A 17,957-nucleotide genomic window follows, 5' to 3' on the forward strand; every position below is an offset into this window, starting at 1 on the left:
CGGGGCTGGACGGGTCGGGGCTGGACGGGTCGGTGCTGGGTGCGAACTGCCTTCTGGACCAGACCTGTTACCTTGGCGAGACAAGCGGACCGAGTCCAGACCTTCGCATTGCGGGTACAGACGTTCGCAGGAATCCGTGGCCGAAAGGTGGCCGGTCAGCTTCCGGTGGCCGACTTCCAGGCGTCGATGTACGTGTCCAGGTTGGCGCCGATGTCCGACCAGTCGGGCTCGAAGATCTCCACGCCCTCCATCAGCCCGGCCAGTTCGACGGCGTTGGCGTCGGTGGCCTTGATGTCCTTGCGGGCCGGGAAGCCCCCGCCGACCGCGCTGACGTCGCGCTGCGCCTGCTCGGAAAGGAGGAAGTCGAGCAGCTTCTTGCCGTTCTCGCTGTGCGGGGCGTTCGCGACGAGCCCGGCCGCGTACGGGAGAGCGAAGCTGGTGGGCTTTCCGCCCTCCTTCGCGGGGAACCAGATGGCGAGGTTGGGCATGTCCCTGGACTGGGCGAAGTTCATCTGTACGTCCCCGTTGGCGACGAGGAGTTCCCCCTTGTCGACCTTGGGGGCGAGTTTGCCGGTGGAGGCGGAGGGCCCGACGTTGTTGGTCTGGAGCTTCTTCAGGTAGGCCATGGCGGGTTCCTGGCCGCCGAAGTCGTGCATGGCCTTGATGAGGACGGCGGTGCCGTCGCCCGCGACGCCGGGGGTGGAGTACTGGATCTTCCCCTTGTAGGAGCCCTTCAGCAGTTCCTCCCAGGTGGTGGGGGGCGTCTTCAGCTCCTTCTTGTTGTGGATGAAGGCGAAGTAGTTCTTGACGACGGAGGTCCACTTCCCGTCGGCCGCCCGGTCGGCGCCGTCGACCCGGTCTGCGCCCTCCGGCTCGTACGCCGTGAGGAGCCCCTTGGCGTCGGCCTGCTGGATGAAGGGCGGCAGGGTGACGAGGACGTCGGCCTGGGTGTTGGCCTTCTCCCGGGCGGCGCGCTGCACCATCTCGCCGGAGCCGCCCTCCACGTACTTGACCTTGATGCCGGTCTTCTTCTCGAAGTCCTTGAAGACCTTGTCGTACCAGCCGTTGCCGTTCTCGCCCTTGAGGCCGTCGGCGCTGTAGACGGTGACGGACTTCTCGTCGGCGGCGGACGAGCCACCGCACGCGGTGAGGGTGAGGGCGGCGAGGACGGCCAGGGGAAGGGCGAGGGTGCGGGCGTGCTTGCGCATGGGTTGCCTCCAGATGAAGAGCGGGGCGAGGTGGGTGGGGGAGGAAGCGTTACGGGGACGGGGGTCAGCGGTACGAAGCGCGCGTCCGGATACGGGAGACGGCGGCGAGCACGAGGAGCGTCGTCGTCATCAGCACCACGGCGAGGGCGGCGCCGGTGAAGAGCGAGCCCCGGTCGGTGGCGGCGAAGATCTGCACCGGGAGCGGGGTCCAGTCCGGCGGGTAGAGCATCATCGTGGCGCTCAACTCCCCCATGGACAGGGCGAAGCAGAGCCCGGCGGCCGAGGTGAGCGAGGGCAGCAGCAGCGGCAGCCTGACCCGCCACAGGACGCGGGCGGGACCGGCGCCGAGACCGGCGGCGGCCTGTTCGTACATCGGGTCCAGGCGGCGTACGGCGGCCGCGACCGACTGGTAGGCGAACGCGGTGACCAGGACGGTGTGGGCGAGGATCACGATCCAGCGCGTCCCGTTGAGCAGGACGGGCGGCCGGCTGAACGCGACCAGAACCGCGAGGCCGACGACCACCGAAGGCACGGCCACCGGCAGGATGAACAGCGCGTCCAGGAGCCGCTTCCCGCGCTCGCGGAGAGAGGCGGCGGCAAGAGCGGCCCAGCCGCCGAGGACGAGGGCCAGCACGCTCGCGGCCAGGGCCGTGACCAGGCTGGTGGTCAGCGCCTGGAGCGAGTCTCCGTTGGTCGCGGCGGCGTAGCGTTCGACGGTGGGTCCCGAGGGGAAGGCGCCGGACCAGTTGGTGGCCAGGGACGCGGCGAGGATGACGAGCAGGGGCACCGCGAAGAGCGGGACGAAGAGGAGGAGGAAGACGGCCCAGGTGGCCCACTTCCCGGCCCGGCTATGCACCAGCACGACGGCTCACCACCCGGTAGAGACCGTAAAGGCCCACGGAGATCGCGATGTTGACGACGGCGACGACGCAGGCGGCCGCGTAGTCCGATTCCAGCATCGCCTTGCTGTAGACGAGCATCGGCAGCGTCGTGACGTCCTTGGCCCCGGTGAACAGGACGATCCCGAACTCGTTGAGACACATCACCAGGACGAGGCTGCCGCCCGCCGCGAGGGCCGGGAGCGCCTCGGGCAGGATCACCTGCCGGATGATCCGGACGGGTCCCGCGCCGAGCGAGGAGGCCACCTCCAGCTGCCCGGTGTCGAGTTGGGAGAACGCGGCGAGCAGCGGGCGCATGACGAACGGCGTGAAGTACGTGATCTCTGCGAGCAGCACCCCCCAGGGGGTCGTCAGGAAGTGGAAGGGCCCGTCTGCTGCCCCGGTGGCGTCGGTCCACAGCCCGTTGGCCATGCCGACCGAGCCGTAGATGAAGAGCAGGGCCAGCGTGATCAGGAAGGACGGGAAGGAGAGGAAGACGTCGACGAACCGGGCGACCGCCCTGCCGCCGGGGAACGGGACGAACGCGATCACCAGCGCGAGGACGAACCCGAGCACGAGGCAGCCCACGGTCGAGCCGACGGCAAGCCACACGGTGGTGGCGAGCGCGTCGCGGAAGACGGCGGATGCGAAGACCTCGGCGTACGGGCGGAGCGAGGCGCCGCTCTCTTCGGGAGTGAAGGACTGCTGGACGACGAGGGCCAGGGGGTAGAGGAACGCCAGCGCGAGGACCACGACGGGCGGGAGGGCCCAGACCCAGGTGGGGATGGAGCGGGGACGTGCGGAGGCGGGGGCGGGGGCGGGTCCGGTGGGGAGAGGGACCGCTGAAGCTGTGCCGGTGGCGGCGGAGGTGGTGGCGGTGGGGGTCATGAGCTGCCCCCCGTCGTTCCCGTCGGCAGCAGCACCGCGTCCTCGGCCGCGAAGTGCAGGGTGACACGGTCGCCGAGGGCCGGGGGTTCGCGCAGTTCACGGAGGTCGGCCATGACGTGGTGTCCGTCGACGTCGGCGTGGACGCGGTGGGTGGCGCCGCGCCACTGGACCTCGGTGACCGTGCCGGTGAGCGCGTTGGGCCCGGCGCCGAGGCCGACGAGGTGCGGCCGGACGCAGAGGGTGGCGGTGGCTCCGGGGGCGGCGGTGTCGGTGGGGACGGCGAGGGGGCGGCGAGCGGTTCGGCCGTCGTCGCCATCGGGGCGGTTCCCGGGGCGGTTCTTTGGGCCGTGCTCGGGGCGGTGCTCGGGGCCGCTGAGCGCGACGCTCCCGTCGCCCGTGACGGTGACGGGAAGCAGGTTGGCGTTGCCGACGAACGAGGCGGTGAACTCCGTACGGGGTCGGCGGTAGAGCTCCTCGGGGGTGCCGCAGTCCTGGAGCCGGGCTCGGTCCATCACGGCGATGCGGTCGGCCAGGGTGAGCGCCTCGACCTGGTCATGGGTGACGTACAGGATGGAGACATCAGGCAACTCGCGGTGAAGGCGAGCGAGTTCGGCGAGCATGCCGGAGCGGAGCCGGGCGTCGAGTGCGGAGAGCGGTTCGTCCAGGAGCAGGACGCCGGGGCGGATCGCGAGGGCGCGGGCGATGGCGACGCGCTGCTGCTGGCCGCCGGAGAGTTCGCGCGGGTGACGGTCGGCGTACGCGGCCATGCCGACGAGTTCCAGGGCCTCGGCGACCCGGCCGGGGATCTCGGCCTTCGGGGTGCGGTGGGCCTTGAGCCCGAAGGCCACGTTGTCCTTGACCTTGAGGTGGGGGAAGAGGGCGTACTGCTGGACGACCATGCCGATGCCGCGCCGATGCGGGGGCAGGGCGGTGACGTCCCGGCCACCGAGGAGGACCCGCCCGGACGCGGGCCGGACGAACCCGGCGACCGCGCGCAGGGCGGTGGTCTTGCCGGAGCCGGAGGGCCCGAGGAGGGCCATGACCTCGCCGGGTTCGACGGTGAGGTCGAGCCGGTCGAGGACGACGGTCCGGCCGTACGCGACGGTGACGCCGTCGAAGCGGATACCGCTGGGGGCGGCGGGGACGGTGGCGGTGGCGGTGGCGGGCGGGGTGGAGGTGGGCAGGTCCGTCATGCCTCGGCCCGCGCGATCAGGTCGGGCAGCTCGGCGACCGACCCGAGGACATGGGTCGCGCCGTGCCGGTCGAGCTGGTCCCGGCCGTGGGCACCGGTGAGGACCCCCGCGACGAGCCCGGCGCCGGAGCGTACGCCGCTGAGCATGTCGTACGAGGTGTCCCCGGCGACCGCGATCCGCCGGACGTCGTCCACCGCCCCGGTGCGCAGGAGGGCGGCCAGGACCATGTCCGGGTAGGGGCGCCCCCGGCCGCCCGCGTCGGCGGGGCAGAGGGTGAGGGGGACCAGGTCCTGCCAGCCGAGGGCGGCGAGGATGGCGTCCTGGGTGGTGCGGGCGAACCCGGTGGTCAGGACGACGGTCCGCCCCTCTGCGCTGAGCCGCTCGACGGCTTCCCGCGCACCGGGGAGCGGGGCGATGCGGCCGCCGTCGACGAGTGCCCCGTACGCCTCCTCGAAGGCGGTGTTGGCGTACTGAGCCCTCTCCTCCTCCCCGAAGAGGTGCCGGAAGACGGAGATCTTCGACTCGCCCATAGTGGCGCGAACATAGGCGAGCTGGCGCTCGTGATCTTCGGATTCCGGCTCCACTCCCAGGCGTTGGGCTGCGGCGGAGAAGGCCTGCTCGACGAGGCCGCCGTCGGCGACGGTGGTCCCGGCCATGTCCAGGACGACGAGCCCGAAGCGGTTACCGGTCGCTTCCTGTACCGCTTGGGTTGCGTGCGCTGCCTGCGCTGCCTGCGCTGCTTGCGTTGCCTTCGTTGCTGAAGTCATGAGGTTCACCAGCCCAGTTGGTCGGCGGTCGTTTCGGCGATGGCGGGCGAGCACGTCATGCCACGACCGCCGGGCCCGGTCACGAGCCAGACCCCGTCACGCACCTGCTGCCGGTGGACGACCCGGGAGGTGTCCGCGCACTGGGCGTAGACGCCTGCCCAGCGGTGGCGGATGCGCGGCAGCGGGCGGCCGAGGAAGGACTCGACGACCCGGGCGAGGTGCTCGTACGGCTCCTCGACGGTGTCGAAGGCGAAGGGGTGCTCGTACTCGTGGGTGTCCCCGATGGTCAGCCCGCCGTCGCCGCGCTGCACCATGAGGAGCTGCATGCGGTGTTCGGCCGCGACGGGGTCCTGCGGCTGCCCGGCGTTGAGGGCGTCGAGCGCATCGCTCCGGTACGCGGGGTAGTAGCGGAAGCTGTCGGCGTCGGCGACCGAGGTGGTGAGGGGTTCGCCGAGCGGGTCAGTCTGCATCATCTGGAGGCGGACGCGCCGCACGGGCAGTTCGGGACCGGCGAGTTCGCGGACGAGCCCGCCGAGCCAGGCGCCGGTCGCCAGGATGACGGCGTCGCCGGTGTGGACGTCACCGTGGTCGTCGCGCACCGAGGCGGTCCCGACGACGTCCCGCACTTCGCGGCCGCCGAGGTAGGTGTAGCGCCCGGAGGCCAGCAGCTCCTGCTTCAGAGCGAGTTGGGCGGTGCGTGGTTCGACCGCCGCGTCCCGCTCGCACCACAGGGCAGCCGTGAACGCGCCGCGCAGGGCGGGGTTGAGCGCGCGGGCCTCGGCTGCGGTGAGCAGCTTGTAGCCGCGCTCCGCCGCGTCCGGCCGGGCGAGCGCCGCCTCGGCGACGGCGACCTCTCGGACGGTCCGCAGCGGGGTGAGCGAACCACAGGCCCGGAAGCCGAGCCCGGGCACCCGCCGCCCGATCTCCTCCCACAACTCCCGTGCGCGCAGGGCGGTTTCCAGCTCATCGCCACCGGCCCGGCCACTGACCCATATCTGTCCGAAATTGCGGAGCGATGCCCCGCGCGCCTCTCTTTCGCGCTCGATCTGTACGACCTCGTGGCCGCGGCTGACTGCGTGCCAGGCGTGCATGGTTCCCACCACGCCGGCTCCTACGACGATGACTCTCACGGCGGCCACGCTCCTGGGGGCGGGTGTCCCGGGTGCATCCGGTCACCGACGGGACGGTGAACGACCTATCAAGTTTGGACCAGACCCGTTACCATTCTGTAATGATAGGCGGGCTGGTCATCGCCGCCGGATTTCGACGTCAGCCCCGCCTCAGTCCCGACCTTCGCCCGTCAGGTGGGCGGAGAAGGAGAAGCGGTCCCCCCGGAACAGGGTCCGTACCCGCTCCAGCGGCTGCCCCTCCGTGTCGCGGGAGAGCCGGTGGATCAGGAGCATCGGCAGGGCGGGCGGGGTCCCGATGAGCAGGGCCTCGCGGGGCGTCGCGAGGACCGTCTCGATCCGCTCGTCCGCGTCGCCGAAGGCGATGCCGAGGCGTTCGCGGAGGTGGGCGTAGAAAGAGGAGTCGGGGTCGAACCGCGTGTCCAGGTCCGGGACGCGCTCGACGGCCACGTACGTGCTCTCCAGGCCGACCCGCTCGTCGTCGGCGAGCAGCACGCGCTCCAGGTGCCAGACCGGCTCGCCCCGCCCGACCCCGACCTCGGCGGCGAGCGCCTCGGGGCAGGGGAAGCGTTCCAGGCCGATGAGGTTGCGGCCGGGCCGTCTGCCCTGGCGGCGGACTCCTTCGGTGTAGCTGGCGAGGGAGAGCGGCTGTTCCAGCTTGGGTCCGGCGACGACGGTCCCGCGCCCCTGCCGCCGCAGCCGCCCTTCCAGGAGCAGTTCGCGCAGGGCCTGGCGGACGGTCTCACGCGAGACCTCGTGCTGCTGGGCGAGCTCCCGCTCGGTGGGCAGGAGCCCGCCCTCGCCCAGCTCGTCCAGCAGCACCGCGATGCGGGCCTTGACGGCGTAGTACTTCGGGATGCGGCCGTGCTCGGGGATGCCGGAGCGGATCGGTGCGCCAGGTGCCTGGCCGTTCGGGTAGTCCACGGCCCGATGGTGGCAGACGTACGTGAACACCCGGGCTGGGGTACTGGTAGCGGGGCTACGGAGAGAAGGCATACGGGCATACGGGCACGCGGGGGGGGCGTTCGGCCCGGGCCGTCGGGGTGAGCTGCGGGGCGGGCGGGGGACTCGCTTCAGGCCGCGCGGGACGGACAGCAGAGGCGGGCGCGGGGTGAGGGTTCGGTGCAGGTCGCGGGCGGATGCCCGGCCCGGGTGGTCGTCAGCCCGCCGTGCGCCGCGAGCGGCGGGCGTAGGCCAGGAGGACGGTTCCGCCGAGCAGCAGGGCTCCGGCGGTGGCCCCGGCCCAGGCGAGGGATGCCGGTCCGGTGCGGGCGAGTTCGGGGAGCGGTCGGCCGGCGCTGTCGCGGAGTGGAAGGCCGGGGCGCTCCTTGCCCCCGTCCCTGCCCCCGCCGTCGCCGTCCCCGGCCTCCGGACGGGCGCCGGGGTCGCGGTCCGGGAGGGTCTCCTTGCCCGCGCCGGTGCGCCCGGGGTCGGGGCGTTCCGGTTCGCGGACGCCGTCTGTGGCGCCGTCGACGATCACGAACGGGTACTCCTCCGACTCCCCCACCCAGTCACCGTCCTCGCGCCCGCCGCCCTTGGCCTCGTCCCGGTGGAGGCGCTGGACGACGGCGGCGTGGGCGGTGACCGGCCCGGGGTCCGTGTCGGAGGTGAACGCCATCCGGACGCGTACGGCGACGGTCTTTCCGGCAGGGACGGTGAGCCCACGGAACGCGTTGTCCGAGTCGCCCGGATCGCGTGCGGCGCCCGCCGTCTCGCCCCCGAAGACACCGATCTGCTCGTCGTGGTCGGTGGTCTCCCAGACGGCGCGGTGCACGGTGCCGGGCCGCCCGGGCTCGGTGAACTCCAGCTGGATCTGCTCCGCGGCCAGCCGCCGGTCGCGGTCGGCGAGGACGAGGACCGGGTGCAGGGCCCGGCAGGAGGCGTCGGTGGTGTTGGTGAGCTCCAGGAACCAGGTGCCGTAACCGCCCCCGGACGCGTACGTGCCCGGGGCGCCCTGAAGCCGGGTCTCGATGGGGAACTCCTTGGCGTCCGGGTCGCCACAGGCGGGCTGCTCGTCGAGGGCCGCGACCTCGGCGGCTAAGGAGACCTGAGCAGCCGGAACCGACAGGGCGGCCGCCTGCGGTCCACCCAGAAGCGCGGCGGGCACCGCGATCCCGGCGGCCAGCCCGAGGGCGGCGAGCGCACGGCAGCCACGCGGCCGCGCACAGGACTTGGGGGACACAGATGTGGGGGGCATGGGGGGGACACCCTTCGCTGCTCGTGAACGACCGGGGCGATGGCCACCGGTGATGGCCTCCGACGCAACCACGCGCGCGCGAACCCAGAGAGTCGACATGCCGACCCAATTAATAGGATCACCCGACCGCACCTCGAAGTCCGACCCCACCTCGAAACCCAGGCCCCACTTCGCCGCCCCTCTACCCCCGCTACCCCGCTGACCTCCAACCCCGCTGGCCGCCTGTCCCCCCTACCTCCCTACCCCCACCCGCCCGAACACCGGCGCGAGCACCAGTTGCGCCGCGCCCTCCGCGACCGGCCGGTCACCACCAGCCGCGACGGTGACAGTGACGCCCACTCCCGCGCCCGCCCCGCCCCGCGCGGCCCGCTCCTCGATCACGGCCCGCACGCCCCGTACGTACGCGTCCTCGTCGGCCGCCACCGTGCGCCCGCCCAGCACCACCCGGTCGATGTCGAGCAGGCCGACCAGATTCGCCGCGCCCGTTCCGAGGACCCGGGCCGCCTCGCCCCGGTCCCCGCGCGCCTCGGCGGCCAGGCACAGGGCCTCGATGCAGCCGCGCCCCCCGCACTCGCACAGCGGCCCGTCCAGCTGGAGGATCTGGTGGCCGAACTCGCCCGCGCCCGTCCGCGCGCCCCGGTGCACCTCGCCGCCCAGGACAAGGCCCGCGCCGAGCCCCGTACCGAGGTGGAGGTAGGCGAAGTCACCGCTCGGCCCGCCCCGGGCGAGGGCCAGAGCGAGGGCAGCGGCGTTGGTGTCCTTGTCGACGACGACCGGCAGCCCGGTCCGCTCGGCCAGCGCGTCGCGCAGCGGGTACCCGTCCCACTGCGGGAACCCGGTCACCCGGTGCAGCACGCCGTCCCGGTGGTCCAGCGGGCCGGGTACCGCGACCCCCACCCCCAGCAACGGCTTGTGCGGCTCGGCGGCGCACAGGTCCCGTACGGCTTCCGCGGCGTCGCCGAGCACCTTCTCCGCCGGAGCTCCGAAGTCGAGGGGGGCTCTGGTGACCGCGACCGACCGGCCCGCGAGGTCGACCAGGACGGCGGTGAGCCCGTCACGGTCCAGGTGCAGCCCGACGGCGAACTGGGCGTCGGGGACCAGCCGCAGCACCGTGCGCGGCTTGCCGCCGGTGGAGGGGCGCAGGCCCGCACCGACGGCGAGCCCGTCCTCCCGCAGCCGGGCGGTGATCTTGCTGACGGCCTGCGGGGTGAGGCCGGTGCCCTCGGCCAGCTCCAGCCGGCTGATGCCCTCCGCCCCGGCCCCCCGCAACAGGTCCAGCACCAGCGCGGCGTTGTGGTGGCGCAGCGCCGGCAGATTCACCCCGGCCGGGGCCTTCGCCCTGCTCGTGTTCACGGTCCACTCCCCTTCACCCGTCCCATTGTGCCGGTCGCTTGCACTTTGGCAACAGCGTTGCTTAAGTGGAAGTCATGACTGTCAACGCCCCCGCCCCCCTCCGCGTGGCCCTCGTCGGCTACGGCCTGGCCGGGTCCGTCTTCCACGCCCCGCTGATCGCCTCGACCGGCGGCCTGGTCCTCGACACGATCGTCACGTCGAACGAGGAGCGCCGGGCCGAGGCCCGCGCCGCCTGTCCGGACGTGCGGTTCGCCGGCTCGCCGGACGAGCTGTGGGAGCGCGCCGGCGAGCTGGACCTCGTCGTGATCGCCGCCCCGAACAAGACGCACGTCCCGCTGGCGACGGCCGCGCTGAAGGCCGGGTTGCCAGTGGTCGTGGACAAGCCGATCGCCGGGACCGCCGCCGAGGCCCGCGAGCTCGCGGCACTGGCCGAGGAGCGCGGGCTGCTGCTCTCGGTCTTCCAGAACCGCCGCTGGGACAACGACTTCCGCACCCTCGCCACGCTGATCGCCGACGGCGAGCTGGGCGAGGTGCAGCGCTTCGAGTCCCGCTTCGAACGCTGGCGGCCGCAGCTGAAGGGCGGCTGGCGCGAGTCGGGCGACCCGGAGGAGATCGGCGGGCTGCTGTTCGACCTGGGCAGCCATGTCGTCGACCAGGCCCTGGTGCTGTTCGGCCCGGCGGTCCAGGTGTACGCGGAGTCCGACGTGCGGCGCCCGGGCGCGGCGGCGGACGACGACACGTTCATCGCGATCACCCACGCCAACGGGGTCCGCTCGCACCTGTACGTCAGCGCCACCACGGCCCAGCTCGGCCCGCGCTTCCGGGTGCTCGGCTCGAAGGCGGGCTATGTGAAGTACGGCCTGGACCCGCAGGAGGCCGCCCTGCGCGAGGGCCTGCGCCCGGCGGCCGGTGAGCCGTGGGGCGAGGAGGGGCCGGAGCTGTGGGGCCACCTCGGCTCCGGCGAGTCCCCGCTGACCGGGGGCGGCACCCCGGTCCGTACGCTCCCCGGCGACTACCCCGCGTACTACGCTGCCGTCGCCGCCGCCGTACGCGGCTCGGGCCGGAACCCGGTCACCGCGCTCCAGGCGGCCGCCGCCCTGGACGTACTGGAGGCGGCCCGCCGCTCGGCCCGCGAGGGCGCCTCGGTCACGCTTCTGCCGCACCACGACGAAGAGGAGCAGCACGCATGAGCACCACCTCCTCCCCCACCATCGCCGAGCTGATCGCCCAGGAGCGCCGGCTCGCCCTCCCCCGCTTCTCCTGCGACGACGCGCTCGCGCTCGGCAGCCTGCTGGTCGCCCTGGCCCGGGAGCGGCACGCCCCGGTGGCGATCGACATCCGGCGCGGCGCGCAGCAGCTGTTCCACGCGGCGCTGCCCGGTTCGAGCGCGGACAACGACGCCTGGATCGACCGCAAGCGCAAGGTGGTCGAGCGGTACGGCGAGAGCTCGTACCTGGTCGGCACCCGGTTCCGCGCGAAGGGCACGACGTTCGAGGAGTCCTCGCGCCTGGACCCGGACACGTACGCCGCGCACGGCGGTTCGTTCCCGATCGCGGTGGAGGGCGCGGGGGTGATCGGCACAGTCACGGTGTCCGGGCTGCCGCAGGCGGAGGATCACGCGATGGTGGTCGAGGCGCTGGAGCAGTTCACGGCGACGCCGGGGACGTAAGAGACGTACGCGTGAGAGGACGTACGCGTGAGGGAACACACGCATGAGTGCCGCACGTACGAGGACGAGGACGGGTACGGGTACGGGACCAGCCAGTACGGGCACGTCGGGTACGGGGCCGGGAGCGCCGTCACCGGCGAAGTGACAGCGCCCTCCGGGCTCCGCCGGGCCTACGCCCCCTTCAGCTCCTGCCGCTGTCGGCCGAGCCCTTCGACCTCCAGCTCCACCACATCGCCCGCCTTCAGGTACGGCTTCGGCTCGGGCTGCCCCATCGCGACCCCGGCGGGCGTACCGGTGTTGATGATGTCGCCCGGGTAGAGCGTCATGAAGTGGCTGAGGTAGCGGACGACCTCGCCGACCGGGAAGATCTGGTCGGCGGTGGTGCCGTCCTGCTTCAGCTCGCCGTTGACCCAGAGGCGCAGCGGCAGGGCCTGCGGGTCGGGCACCTCGTCGGCGGTGACGAGCCAGGGGCCCAGCGGGTTGAACGTCTCGCAGTTCTTGCCCTTGTCCCAGGTGCCGCCGCGCTCGATCTGGAACTCGCGCTCGGAGACGTCGTGCGCGGTCGCGTATCCGGCGACGTGCGCGAGCCCTTCCTCGGCGGAGTCCAGGTACCGGGCGGTACGCCCGATGACGACCGCCAGCTCGACCTCCCAGTCCGTCTTACGGCTGCCGCGCGGCACGAGCACCGTGTCCTCGGGTCCGACGACGGTGTCGGGGGCCTTGAAGAACAGGATCGGTTCCGCCGGAATCGCCGCGCCCGTCTCAGCGGCGTGGTCGTGGTAGTTCAGCCCGATGCACACGATCTTGCCGATGCGTCCCAGCGGCGGCCCGATGCGCAGCCCCGCCGGATCGAGGGCGGGCAGCACACCGGGCGCGTCGGCGGCCGCCCGTACCCGGGCGAGCGCGGAGGCGTCGGCGAGCAGTTCGCCGTCGATGTCGGGGACAATCCCCGACAGATCACGCAGTGTCCCGTCGCGGTCGAGAAGCGCGGGGCGCTCGGCGCCCGCCGTACCGACTCGAAGCAGCTTCAACGGTCCAACTCCTCTTGGTCGAGTTGAAGCCTTTCGGCGGGGTGCGGCCGACGAAGGGCTTGGCTGATCCTCCAAGAGTTGCGATCACTCCGCAAGACCTCGTTCACACACTGGACCGGCGCACTGACCGGCCGGTTTACGCCGCTGTGGCCATAGCGCCGCCGGGCACGGACATGTCCCGGTACAGCCAGGCCCGCTCGACGGCGGTCCAGGTGGTCGTGGTGACGACGTACAGGGCGGCGGCGAGCGGGACGACGGCCACGGTGATCAGGGTCGCGAAGGACAGCAGCGGCATCACCTTCGTCATCGCGTCCAGGCCCGGCATCGGCTGCCCGTCGGGGCCCGTGGCGGGCGTCATCGGGTTGGCCGCCAGCTGCCGCTTGGTGCGTCCGTAGCTGAACGTGGCGACGGCGGCGACGAGCGCGAAGAGCCCCAGGTAGACCCACCCCTGCGCGCCGAACACCCCGCCGTGCGCGAGGGCGTCGTGCCAGCGCCCGCCGAGCGGCGCGCCGAGCAGGTCGTGGCTGAGGAGCGCGTTGGGCTCGCCGCCGATGGAGCCGCTGGAGAACAGGTGGTAGAGCAGGAAGAACGCGGGCATCTGGAGCAGGCTCGGCAGGCAGCCGGAGAGCGGCGACACCTTCTCGGCGGCGTGCAGGTCCATGATCGCCTTCTGCATCCGCTCGGGGTTCTTCCCGTGCTTCCTGCGGAGTTCGGCGATCTGCGGCTGGAGACGGCTGCGCGCCTTCTGGCCTCGGGCGGCAGCCCGGGAGAGCGGGTGGACGGCGAGCCGTACGAAGGCGGTGAACAGGATGATCGCGACGGCGGTGGAAGCGCTGTGGAACAGCGGCTGGACCAGATCGGCGAGGGAGCCGACCAGGCTCGCGAAGGCGGACATGAAGGCGGACATGGGTGAGCCCTCCGGGGGTCTCGTCGTGCCGGGAGAAGTACGTGGTGCTCGGTACTCGGCATGACGACCGGCGTGGAAGGGCGCAGGACGCTACAGGATGAAGTGCGGGAGCCCTACGCGGCGACGGCGGCCGTCAGGAGGGCGTGCCCGGGTGCTCGGGGCCGGGTGCGGCCGCGGGCGTCGGGGTCGCGTTGCGGAAGGAACGCGGTGCGTTGCTCCCGGTCCCTGATGGCCGTACGGACCCGAGTGCGGGGCACCGGCGGCGCGCAGCGGGCGCTGATGACGGAGCAGGCGAGGAGTGCGGATCCGGCCGCGGCGGTGGCGGCGAGCGCGACGGCGGCGGAGAGGCTGCCGCCTTCGGCGAGGAGGACCTCGGTGAGAAGGAGGACGAGGAGTCCGGCGGGCCGGAGCAGCCGCGCGAACGCGTGCCGCAGGGCGTCGGCGTCCCGCATGGCGCTCACCCCCCTGTCCGTGGTCCCGTTCATCTTCATCTTTCGTTATACACGACCTTTCCTCATACACGATGACCGGATTCGCCCGGCGGCGCTGCTCTTGCGCGCGTTGTTCATCGCGGGCTCATCTCGGGCTCATCGGGCTCATCGGGCTCATCGGGCTCATCGCGGACTCATCGCGGTGAGCTTCCCCCAGACGACGAGCCGGTAGCGGGAGCTGAACTCGGGGGTGCAGGTGGTGAGCGTCAGGTAGTACCCCGGCTCGCTGTACCCGGCGGAGGTCGTGATGTTGCTGCGCGGCACGGGCGCGATGACCCCGCTGTCGGAGGGGGCGGTCCGCGCGAGGCGCTTGTCGACGGTGTACGTGAAGACGGCGTCCCGGGTCTCGACGGTGATCCGGTCGCCGCGCCTCAGCCGGTCGATGCGCCGGAAGGGCTCACCGTGGGTGTTGCGGTGCCCCGCGAGCGCGAAGTTCCCGGCCTGCCCGGCCTGCGCGGTGCGCACGTAGTGCCCGACATACCCCCGGTCGAGCACCCCGCCCTTGCTGGTGCCCTCGGCTACGGGGGCGGTGAGACCGATACGGGGGATGCTCAGTACGGCGTAGGCCTGGTCCCAGCGGGGGGCGGAGGGGCGGGTACGGCCGGCGGAGGCGTCCGGCGCGGCGGGCGCACCGGACGCGCGACCGGAGGAAGACGGACTGGGACCCCTCGCACCCTCCTCCCCTGTATCGGTCCCCATCTCCGTACGGCCGTCAAGGTCGTCTCGGTCGTCAACGGCAGGGGATTCGTCCCACTCTTGCTGGAGTTCCTGAACGGTCCGCCCGGCGTCCGCGCGCGCTTCCCGGTTGGTCCACCACAGCTGATGGGCGACAAGGAGCAGGAGGACGAGCCCGAGGGTGACGACGAGCTCGGCGGACACCCAGAGACCGCGGGCGAGTACGTACCGCGCGTGCCCTCGCACCGCGGGAACCGCCCCACGCTCCGGCATCGCCGCCACCCTTCTCCAGTCTTCGCGGGGCTTCTCCGCCCGCGCAAGGCTTCTCCGCCTCTGCGGGCTGTCCACCTCTGCGGCGGGCCTGTCCACCTCAGCGGGCATGTCCTCCTCTACGGGCCGGACGTCATCCCCTCCCCCCTCTACTCCCCTCCCCCGGGGCGCGAACGATAGGGGCAAACCCCACAACTCTCCAGCCTCCTCCCGCTTCTCCTCACTCCTCCTCCTTCGCCCTCTTCTCCCTGCCACGGCTCTCCGGCAGTACCGTGTGATCCATGCGCCCCGACACGCCTGCCGACCACATCACCGAAGCCGAGCGTCTGCTCCGCACCGCGGCGCAGTACCCCGAGGACCACGAACCGCTGATCCTCCAGGCCGCGGCCCATCTGGAACTCGCGGGTGACCGCGCCCGCGCGAGCACGCTCTACGACGACCTCCTCGCCGCCCCCGAGTCCACTGTCGACAACCCCCACCTGATCAAGGCCCTGAAGGCCGCCAACCTCTGGGAGTACGGCCACGAGGCCGAGGCCCGCGCGATCATCGACGGCATCCGCACCGCGGGCCCCCTGAACGCGGCGCCGTGGCAGGTGGCCGCCGAGACACTGGAGGCCCACGACGAGCTGGAGTCGGCACACGATTTCTTCTCGACCGCGCTGACCCTGCTGCTGGCTCCCGGCGAGGAAGTCCCGTACGCGACGCAGTCGCTGCTGACCGGCCGCCACCGGGTGCGCCGGCTGATGGGGCTGGACCATGACTCCTGGGACGAGCTGGCGGGCGATCTGCACACCGCCCCGGTCCCCCTGGACGAACTCCACGACCCCAAACGCCTGTGGTCGCTGGGCTCCTCGGACCCGGTCGAGCTGAAGGCCGAGATCACCCGCCTCCGCGCGGAGCTGGGCACCTACCGCACGGCACTCTCGCGCCCGTTCCCGGTGGCGGTACTGCACTGGCCCGAGCAGGAACTCCAGGAACTGCTGTCCTCCTACCCCGAGTTGACCGAGGAGTACGTGGACCGCGAGACCCACCTGTCCCGCCTGGAGGCGTCCCTGCGCGACCTCCACACGGCGGGCACGCCGAACCTGGGCATCGTCACGGGCACCGTCCCCTCCTACGAAGCATTCGCCGCCTCCGAAGCCACGTCCCCGGCCGACCCGGGCCTCCTCCCCCAGTACGCCACCACCCTCGCCGCCCGAGGCCGCGCCACCCCCTGGCCCCCGTCCCGCACGGCAGCCTGCTGGTGCGGCTCGGGGGAAACGTACGGGGCTTGCCACGGGGCGTGAGCGCTTCGCCCCGTCGGCTGCGGCCCGGAACTGCGCACGCTGGTGCGAGGGTTCCGGGCCGCGCCCGGCAGATGGCCGGACTACCAAGCGACCACAACAAAAGAAACGGAAAAAGGGAACTTGCTGCCCCTCGACATTTCAGCCGCAGCCAACATCAGCTCACGGCCCTTGCTCGATGAAGATCCGGAACTGGCAGCTGTCTACCACCGGCTTCGCCTGCTTGACCCGACTGGGCTGCGCTTCGCCACCGTGCTGCGCAACACCATCGACCAGTTACTCAATGGGGAAGTCACAGGAAGGTACGAATGGAAGACGCTGTTCAAAACGGAGAAGACCCACGCTGGCACCATCGTCGAGATCAACCTCCAGCGTGAGTTCAAGTTCGACGACGGCGACGCGATGGACTACAAGATCGACGGCATCGACGTTGACTGCAAGTACTCGCAGTCAGTCGGCGGGTGGATGATCCCTCCAGAGGCCGTGGGGCATCTGTGTCTGCTGGTGTGGGCCGACGACTATGAGAGCCGGTGGAGTGCCGGCCTGCTCCGCATCGACCGGAAATGGCTTAACGGCGGCAACAACAGAGACCTGAAGCTCACGATCAAAGCGGCTCACAGGAACAGGATTCTCTGGCTTCATCATGAAGCCGAGCTGCCCAGGAACATCCTGCTCCACATGTCGCCTACTGACCGAGCGGCCGTCTTCTCCCACGCTTCCGGACAAGCCCGACTCAACGAACTCTTCCGCAGGGTTCAGAGGCAGCAAATCAGCCGGAACGTCATTCGCACGGTGGCACAGCAAAAAGACTACATGAAGCGCGTTCGAGGAAATGGAGGATCCCGTTCCGCGCTTCAGCGAGAAGGGATCATCATCATGGGCGACTATGAGAGCCACAGAGGAATCGCCCGCGAACTGGGGCTCCCCGCTCCACGCGAGGGAGAATTCGTGAGCACTCAGGTCAAGGAGCTCATCGACGGACAGAATGCAGTAAATTCAGTTTCCCTTGACGGGAGAACGTGGATTTTGGCCGCTCCGGGAGATACCCCCGAGTTCGCACCACAGCTGCCATCACACAAGCGCTGACGCCGCAAGCAGGACCGAACCTCTGATGCACATTCAGTCGGCCAGAATGTCACCAACAAGGTTCCGATAGTCTCGGAGTCGCCCCTGACGCGTCATTCTTTCCCAGTGCTGGAGCTGTGACACATCGCCAGATCCGCTACGAAGCGGCGTATACTCCCTCACTGCCTCACCGATCAAATCGTATGCCACATGATAGACAGCATCGATCTCACCCATACCCTGCGTCAGAGAGCTCAGCCGACTTGGCAACGGCTCTGCTGTCACAGCGATAAGGTGCGGCGCCCTGCCCCGGCGCGACTTGATCAGAGAATTGAACTCGTGCCGGACATTCTGCGCCCGGTCGGAACGAATAGTCCACTTACATGACGCCACAGCACGGAGGGAAACGCCGAAACGGCCGGGTACCCCTACCGTCACGTCGGGATCAATCAGGTAGTCACCCCCGACGAGCCCCTCGACTTCGGGGTACTTACTGGCCACATCTCTCAGTTCCTTGATGTGCGCATACTGCGTGAAGTTCCAGATGCGAGCATTTCGCTCAACCTCCCAAGCGATATGCGGGCACTCTTTGGTCAGCTTCGCACGGAGGTCCCGCTCCACTTCCTCCTCAAGAAGCCTTCCCAGGCTCTCGTCGTTTGCTTTGTCAGCATCTCGATCGACTACATCACTAACACCCAAGCGGTCAAACATGTGACCTGAGATACTCAGGCTGGCCCTCTGTGCCCCGTCTGCTACGTTCGGCAGGTTATCGCGCCGTAGCGTCTTCTTCACCAGAGGCTTATTCTTGACTGTTGCAGGCTTCCAAGCGAACAGCTTGGGCAGCCAGACCGGAACACCAAGATCACTCACTAATTCCCCCAAAAAGAATCACCGGCAATTCATTAGCCGACGAATTTTCGACGACAGAACCACCTGCCCGGACGCCGAGGAACCA

General features: G+C 70.9%; 18 protein-coding genes. 4 read left to right on the forward strand and 14 right to left on the reverse strand.

The genetic code is table 11. The features are described from left to right. Window positions 1-155: 155 nt before the first annotated feature. The 9 genes from ACZ5WC_RS28265 to ACZ5WC_RS28305 form a co-directional block, all read right to left on the reverse strand. Window positions 156-1,208, reverse strand: coding sequence for a 2-aminoethylphosphonate ABC transporter substrate-binding protein (locus ACZ5WC_RS28265; protein ID WP_468543446.1), 1,053 nt, complete (start codon window positions 1,206-1,208; stop codon window positions 156-158). Between the two features lie 64 nt (window positions 1,209-1,272). After that, complete coding sequence (locus ACZ5WC_RS28270) at window positions 1,273-2,070, reverse strand: ABC transporter permease (protein ID WP_468543447.1); 798 nt, start codon at window positions 2,068-2,070, stop codon at window positions 1,273-1,275. Beyond that, on the reverse strand, window positions 2,057-2,974 hold the full coding sequence (locus ACZ5WC_RS28275; protein ID WP_468543448.1) for a 2-aminoethylphosphonate ABC transporter permease subunit: 918 nt from the start codon (window positions 2,972-2,974) through the stop codon (window positions 2,057-2,059). Before ACZ5WC_RS28275 ends, ACZ5WC_RS28270 begins: the two co-directional genes overlap by 14 nt. Further along, on the reverse strand, window positions 2,971-4,167 hold the full coding sequence (locus ACZ5WC_RS28280; protein WP_468543449.1) for an ABC transporter ATP-binding protein: 1,197 nt from the start codon (window positions 4,165-4,167) through the stop codon (window positions 2,971-2,973). Before ACZ5WC_RS28280 ends, ACZ5WC_RS28275 begins: the two co-directional genes overlap by 4 nt. Beyond that, entirely contained in the window at window positions 4,164-4,934 is a 771-nt protein-coding gene (locus ACZ5WC_RS28285; protein WP_468543450.1) for a phosphonatase-like hydrolase, read from the reverse strand. Before ACZ5WC_RS28285 ends, ACZ5WC_RS28280 begins: the two co-directional genes overlap by 4 nt. Before the next feature lie 5 nt (window positions 4,935-4,939). Then, entirely contained in the window at window positions 4,940-6,064 is a 1,125-nt protein-coding gene (locus ACZ5WC_RS28290) for a TIGR03364 family FAD-dependent oxidoreductase (protein ID WP_468543451.1), read from the reverse strand. 150 nt (window positions 6,065-6,214) lie between these two features. Then, entirely contained in the window at window positions 6,215-6,985 is a 771-nt protein-coding gene (locus ACZ5WC_RS28295; RefSeq protein ID WP_468543452.1) for a GntR family transcriptional regulator, read from the reverse strand. A 235-nt stretch (window positions 6,986-7,220) separates the two neighbouring features. After that, window positions 7,221-8,258 (reverse strand): peptidase, encoded by a 1,038-nt coding sequence (locus tag ACZ5WC_RS28300; protein WP_468543453.1) that lies wholly within the window; start codon window positions 8,256-8,258, stop codon window positions 7,221-7,223. Window positions 8,259-8,489: 231 nt separating this feature from the next. After that, complete coding sequence (locus ACZ5WC_RS28305) at window positions 8,490-9,611, reverse strand: ROK family transcriptional regulator (RefSeq protein WP_468543454.1); 1,122 nt, start codon at window positions 9,609-9,611, stop codon at window positions 8,490-8,492. A 74-nt stretch (window positions 9,612-9,685) separates the two neighbouring features. On the opposite strand from ACZ5WC_RS28305, the gene ACZ5WC_RS28310 reads away from it, so the two are divergent. Continuing rightward, on the forward strand, window positions 9,686-10,801 hold the full coding sequence (locus ACZ5WC_RS28310) for a Gfo/Idh/MocA family oxidoreductase (RefSeq protein ID WP_468543455.1): 1,116 nt from the start codon (window positions 9,686-9,688) through the stop codon (window positions 10,799-10,801). After that, a complete protein-coding gene (locus ACZ5WC_RS28315; RefSeq protein ID WP_468543456.1) occupies window positions 10,798-11,280 on the forward strand; it encodes a heme-degrading domain-containing protein in 483 nt (160 codons plus the stop codon). The genes ACZ5WC_RS28310 and ACZ5WC_RS28315 overlap by 4 nt, the downstream gene beginning before the upstream one ends. A 170-nt stretch (window positions 11,281-11,450) precedes the next feature. Here ACZ5WC_RS28315 and ACZ5WC_RS28320 read toward each other — a convergent pair whose 3' ends face one another. The 4 genes from ACZ5WC_RS28320 to ACZ5WC_RS28335 form a co-directional block, all read right to left on the reverse strand. Next, on the reverse strand, window positions 11,451-12,311 hold the full coding sequence (locus tag ACZ5WC_RS28320) for a fumarylacetoacetate hydrolase family protein (RefSeq protein WP_468543457.1): 861 nt from the start codon (window positions 12,309-12,311) through the stop codon (window positions 11,451-11,453). A gap of 136 nt (window positions 12,312-12,447) precedes the next feature. Further along, window positions 12,448-13,218 (reverse strand): YidC/Oxa1 family membrane protein insertase, encoded by a 771-nt coding sequence (locus ACZ5WC_RS28325; RefSeq protein WP_468543458.1) that lies wholly within the window; start codon window positions 13,216-13,218, stop codon window positions 12,448-12,450. Between the two features lie 113 nt (window positions 13,219-13,331). Then, window positions 13,332-13,670, reverse strand: a complete 339-nt coding sequence (locus tag ACZ5WC_RS28330; protein WP_468543503.1) for a DUF6412 domain-containing protein — start codon at window positions 13,668-13,670, stop codon at window positions 13,332-13,334. A gap of 162 nt (window positions 13,671-13,832) precedes the next feature. Continuing rightward, window positions 13,833-14,657, reverse strand: coding sequence for a class E sortase (locus ACZ5WC_RS28335; protein ID WP_468543459.1), 825 nt, complete (start codon window positions 14,655-14,657; stop codon window positions 13,833-13,835). Window positions 14,658-14,935: 278 nt separating this feature from the next. Between ACZ5WC_RS28335 and ACZ5WC_RS28340 the strand changes: the two genes are divergently transcribed. Continuing rightward, window positions 14,936-15,940 carry an SEC-C domain-containing protein gene (locus ACZ5WC_RS28340; RefSeq protein ID WP_468543460.1) on the forward strand — a complete coding sequence of 335 codons (1,005 nt, stop codon included), beginning with the start codon at window positions 14,936-14,938 and terminating at the stop codon, window positions 15,938-15,940. Between the two features lie 120 nt (window positions 15,941-16,060). Next, window positions 16,061-17,023: a NaeI family type II restriction endonuclease gene (locus tag ACZ5WC_RS28345; RefSeq protein WP_468543461.1), complete on the forward strand. Its 963-nt coding sequence runs from the start codon at window positions 16,061-16,063 to the stop codon at window positions 17,021-17,023. A gap of 33 nt (window positions 17,024-17,056) precedes the next feature. Here the strand turns inward: ACZ5WC_RS28345 and ACZ5WC_RS28350 are convergent, their stop codons facing one another. Beyond that, window positions 17,057-17,872 (reverse strand): NgoMIV family type II restriction endonuclease, encoded by an 816-nt coding sequence (locus ACZ5WC_RS28350; protein ID WP_468543462.1) that lies wholly within the window; start codon window positions 17,870-17,872, stop codon window positions 17,057-17,059. Window positions 17,873-17,957 lie beyond the last annotated feature (85 nt).

It is taken from the genome of Streptomyces sp. NPDC033165 (genome assembly GCF_055577965.1).

What these genes read in the sequence shown, in the direction of transcription:
- ACZ5WC_RS28300 (WP_468543453.1), bottom strand. Translation starts at nt 8,258, where the DNA reads ATGCCCCCCACATCTGTGTCCCCCAAGTCCTGTGCGCGGCCGCGTGGC.
- ACZ5WC_RS28330 (WP_468543503.1), bottom strand. Translation starts at nt 13,670, where the DNA reads ATGCGGGACGCCGACGCCCTGCGGCACGCGTTCGCGCGGCTGCTCCGG.
- ACZ5WC_RS28340 (WP_468543460.1), top strand. Translation starts at nt 14,936, where the DNA reads ATGCGCCCCGACACGCCTGCCGACCACATCACCGAAGCCGAGCGTCTG.
- ACZ5WC_RS28310 (WP_468543455.1), top strand. Translation starts at nt 9,686, where the DNA reads ATGACTGTCAACGCCCCCGCCCCCCTCCGCGTGGCCCTCGTCGGCTAC.
- ACZ5WC_RS28275 (WP_468543448.1), bottom strand. Translation starts at nt 2,974, where the DNA reads ATGACCCCCACCGCCACCACCTCCGCCGCCACCGGCACAGCTTCAGCG.
- ACZ5WC_RS28280 (WP_468543449.1), bottom strand. Translation starts at nt 4,167, where the DNA reads ATGACGGACCTGCCCACCTCCACCCCGCCCGCCACCGCCACCGCCACC.
- ACZ5WC_RS28265 (WP_468543446.1), bottom strand. Translation starts at nt 1,208, where the DNA reads ATGCGCAAGCACGCCCGCACCCTCGCCCTTCCCCTGGCCGTCCTCGCC.
- ACZ5WC_RS28335 (WP_468543459.1), bottom strand. Translation starts at nt 14,657, where the DNA reads ATGCCGGAGCGTGGGGCGGTTCCCGCGGTGCGAGGGCACGCGCGGTAC.
- ACZ5WC_RS28325 (WP_468543458.1), bottom strand. Translation starts at nt 13,218, where the DNA reads ATGTCCGCCTTCATGTCCGCCTTCGCGAGCCTGGTCGGCTCCCTCGCC.
- ACZ5WC_RS28315 (WP_468543456.1), top strand. Translation starts at nt 10,798, where the DNA reads ATGAGCACCACCTCCTCCCCCACCATCGCCGAGCTGATCGCCCAGGAG.
- ACZ5WC_RS28285 (WP_468543450.1), bottom strand. Translation starts at nt 4,934, where the DNA reads ATGACTTCAGCAACGAAGGCAACGCAAGCAGCGCAGGCAGCGCAGGCA.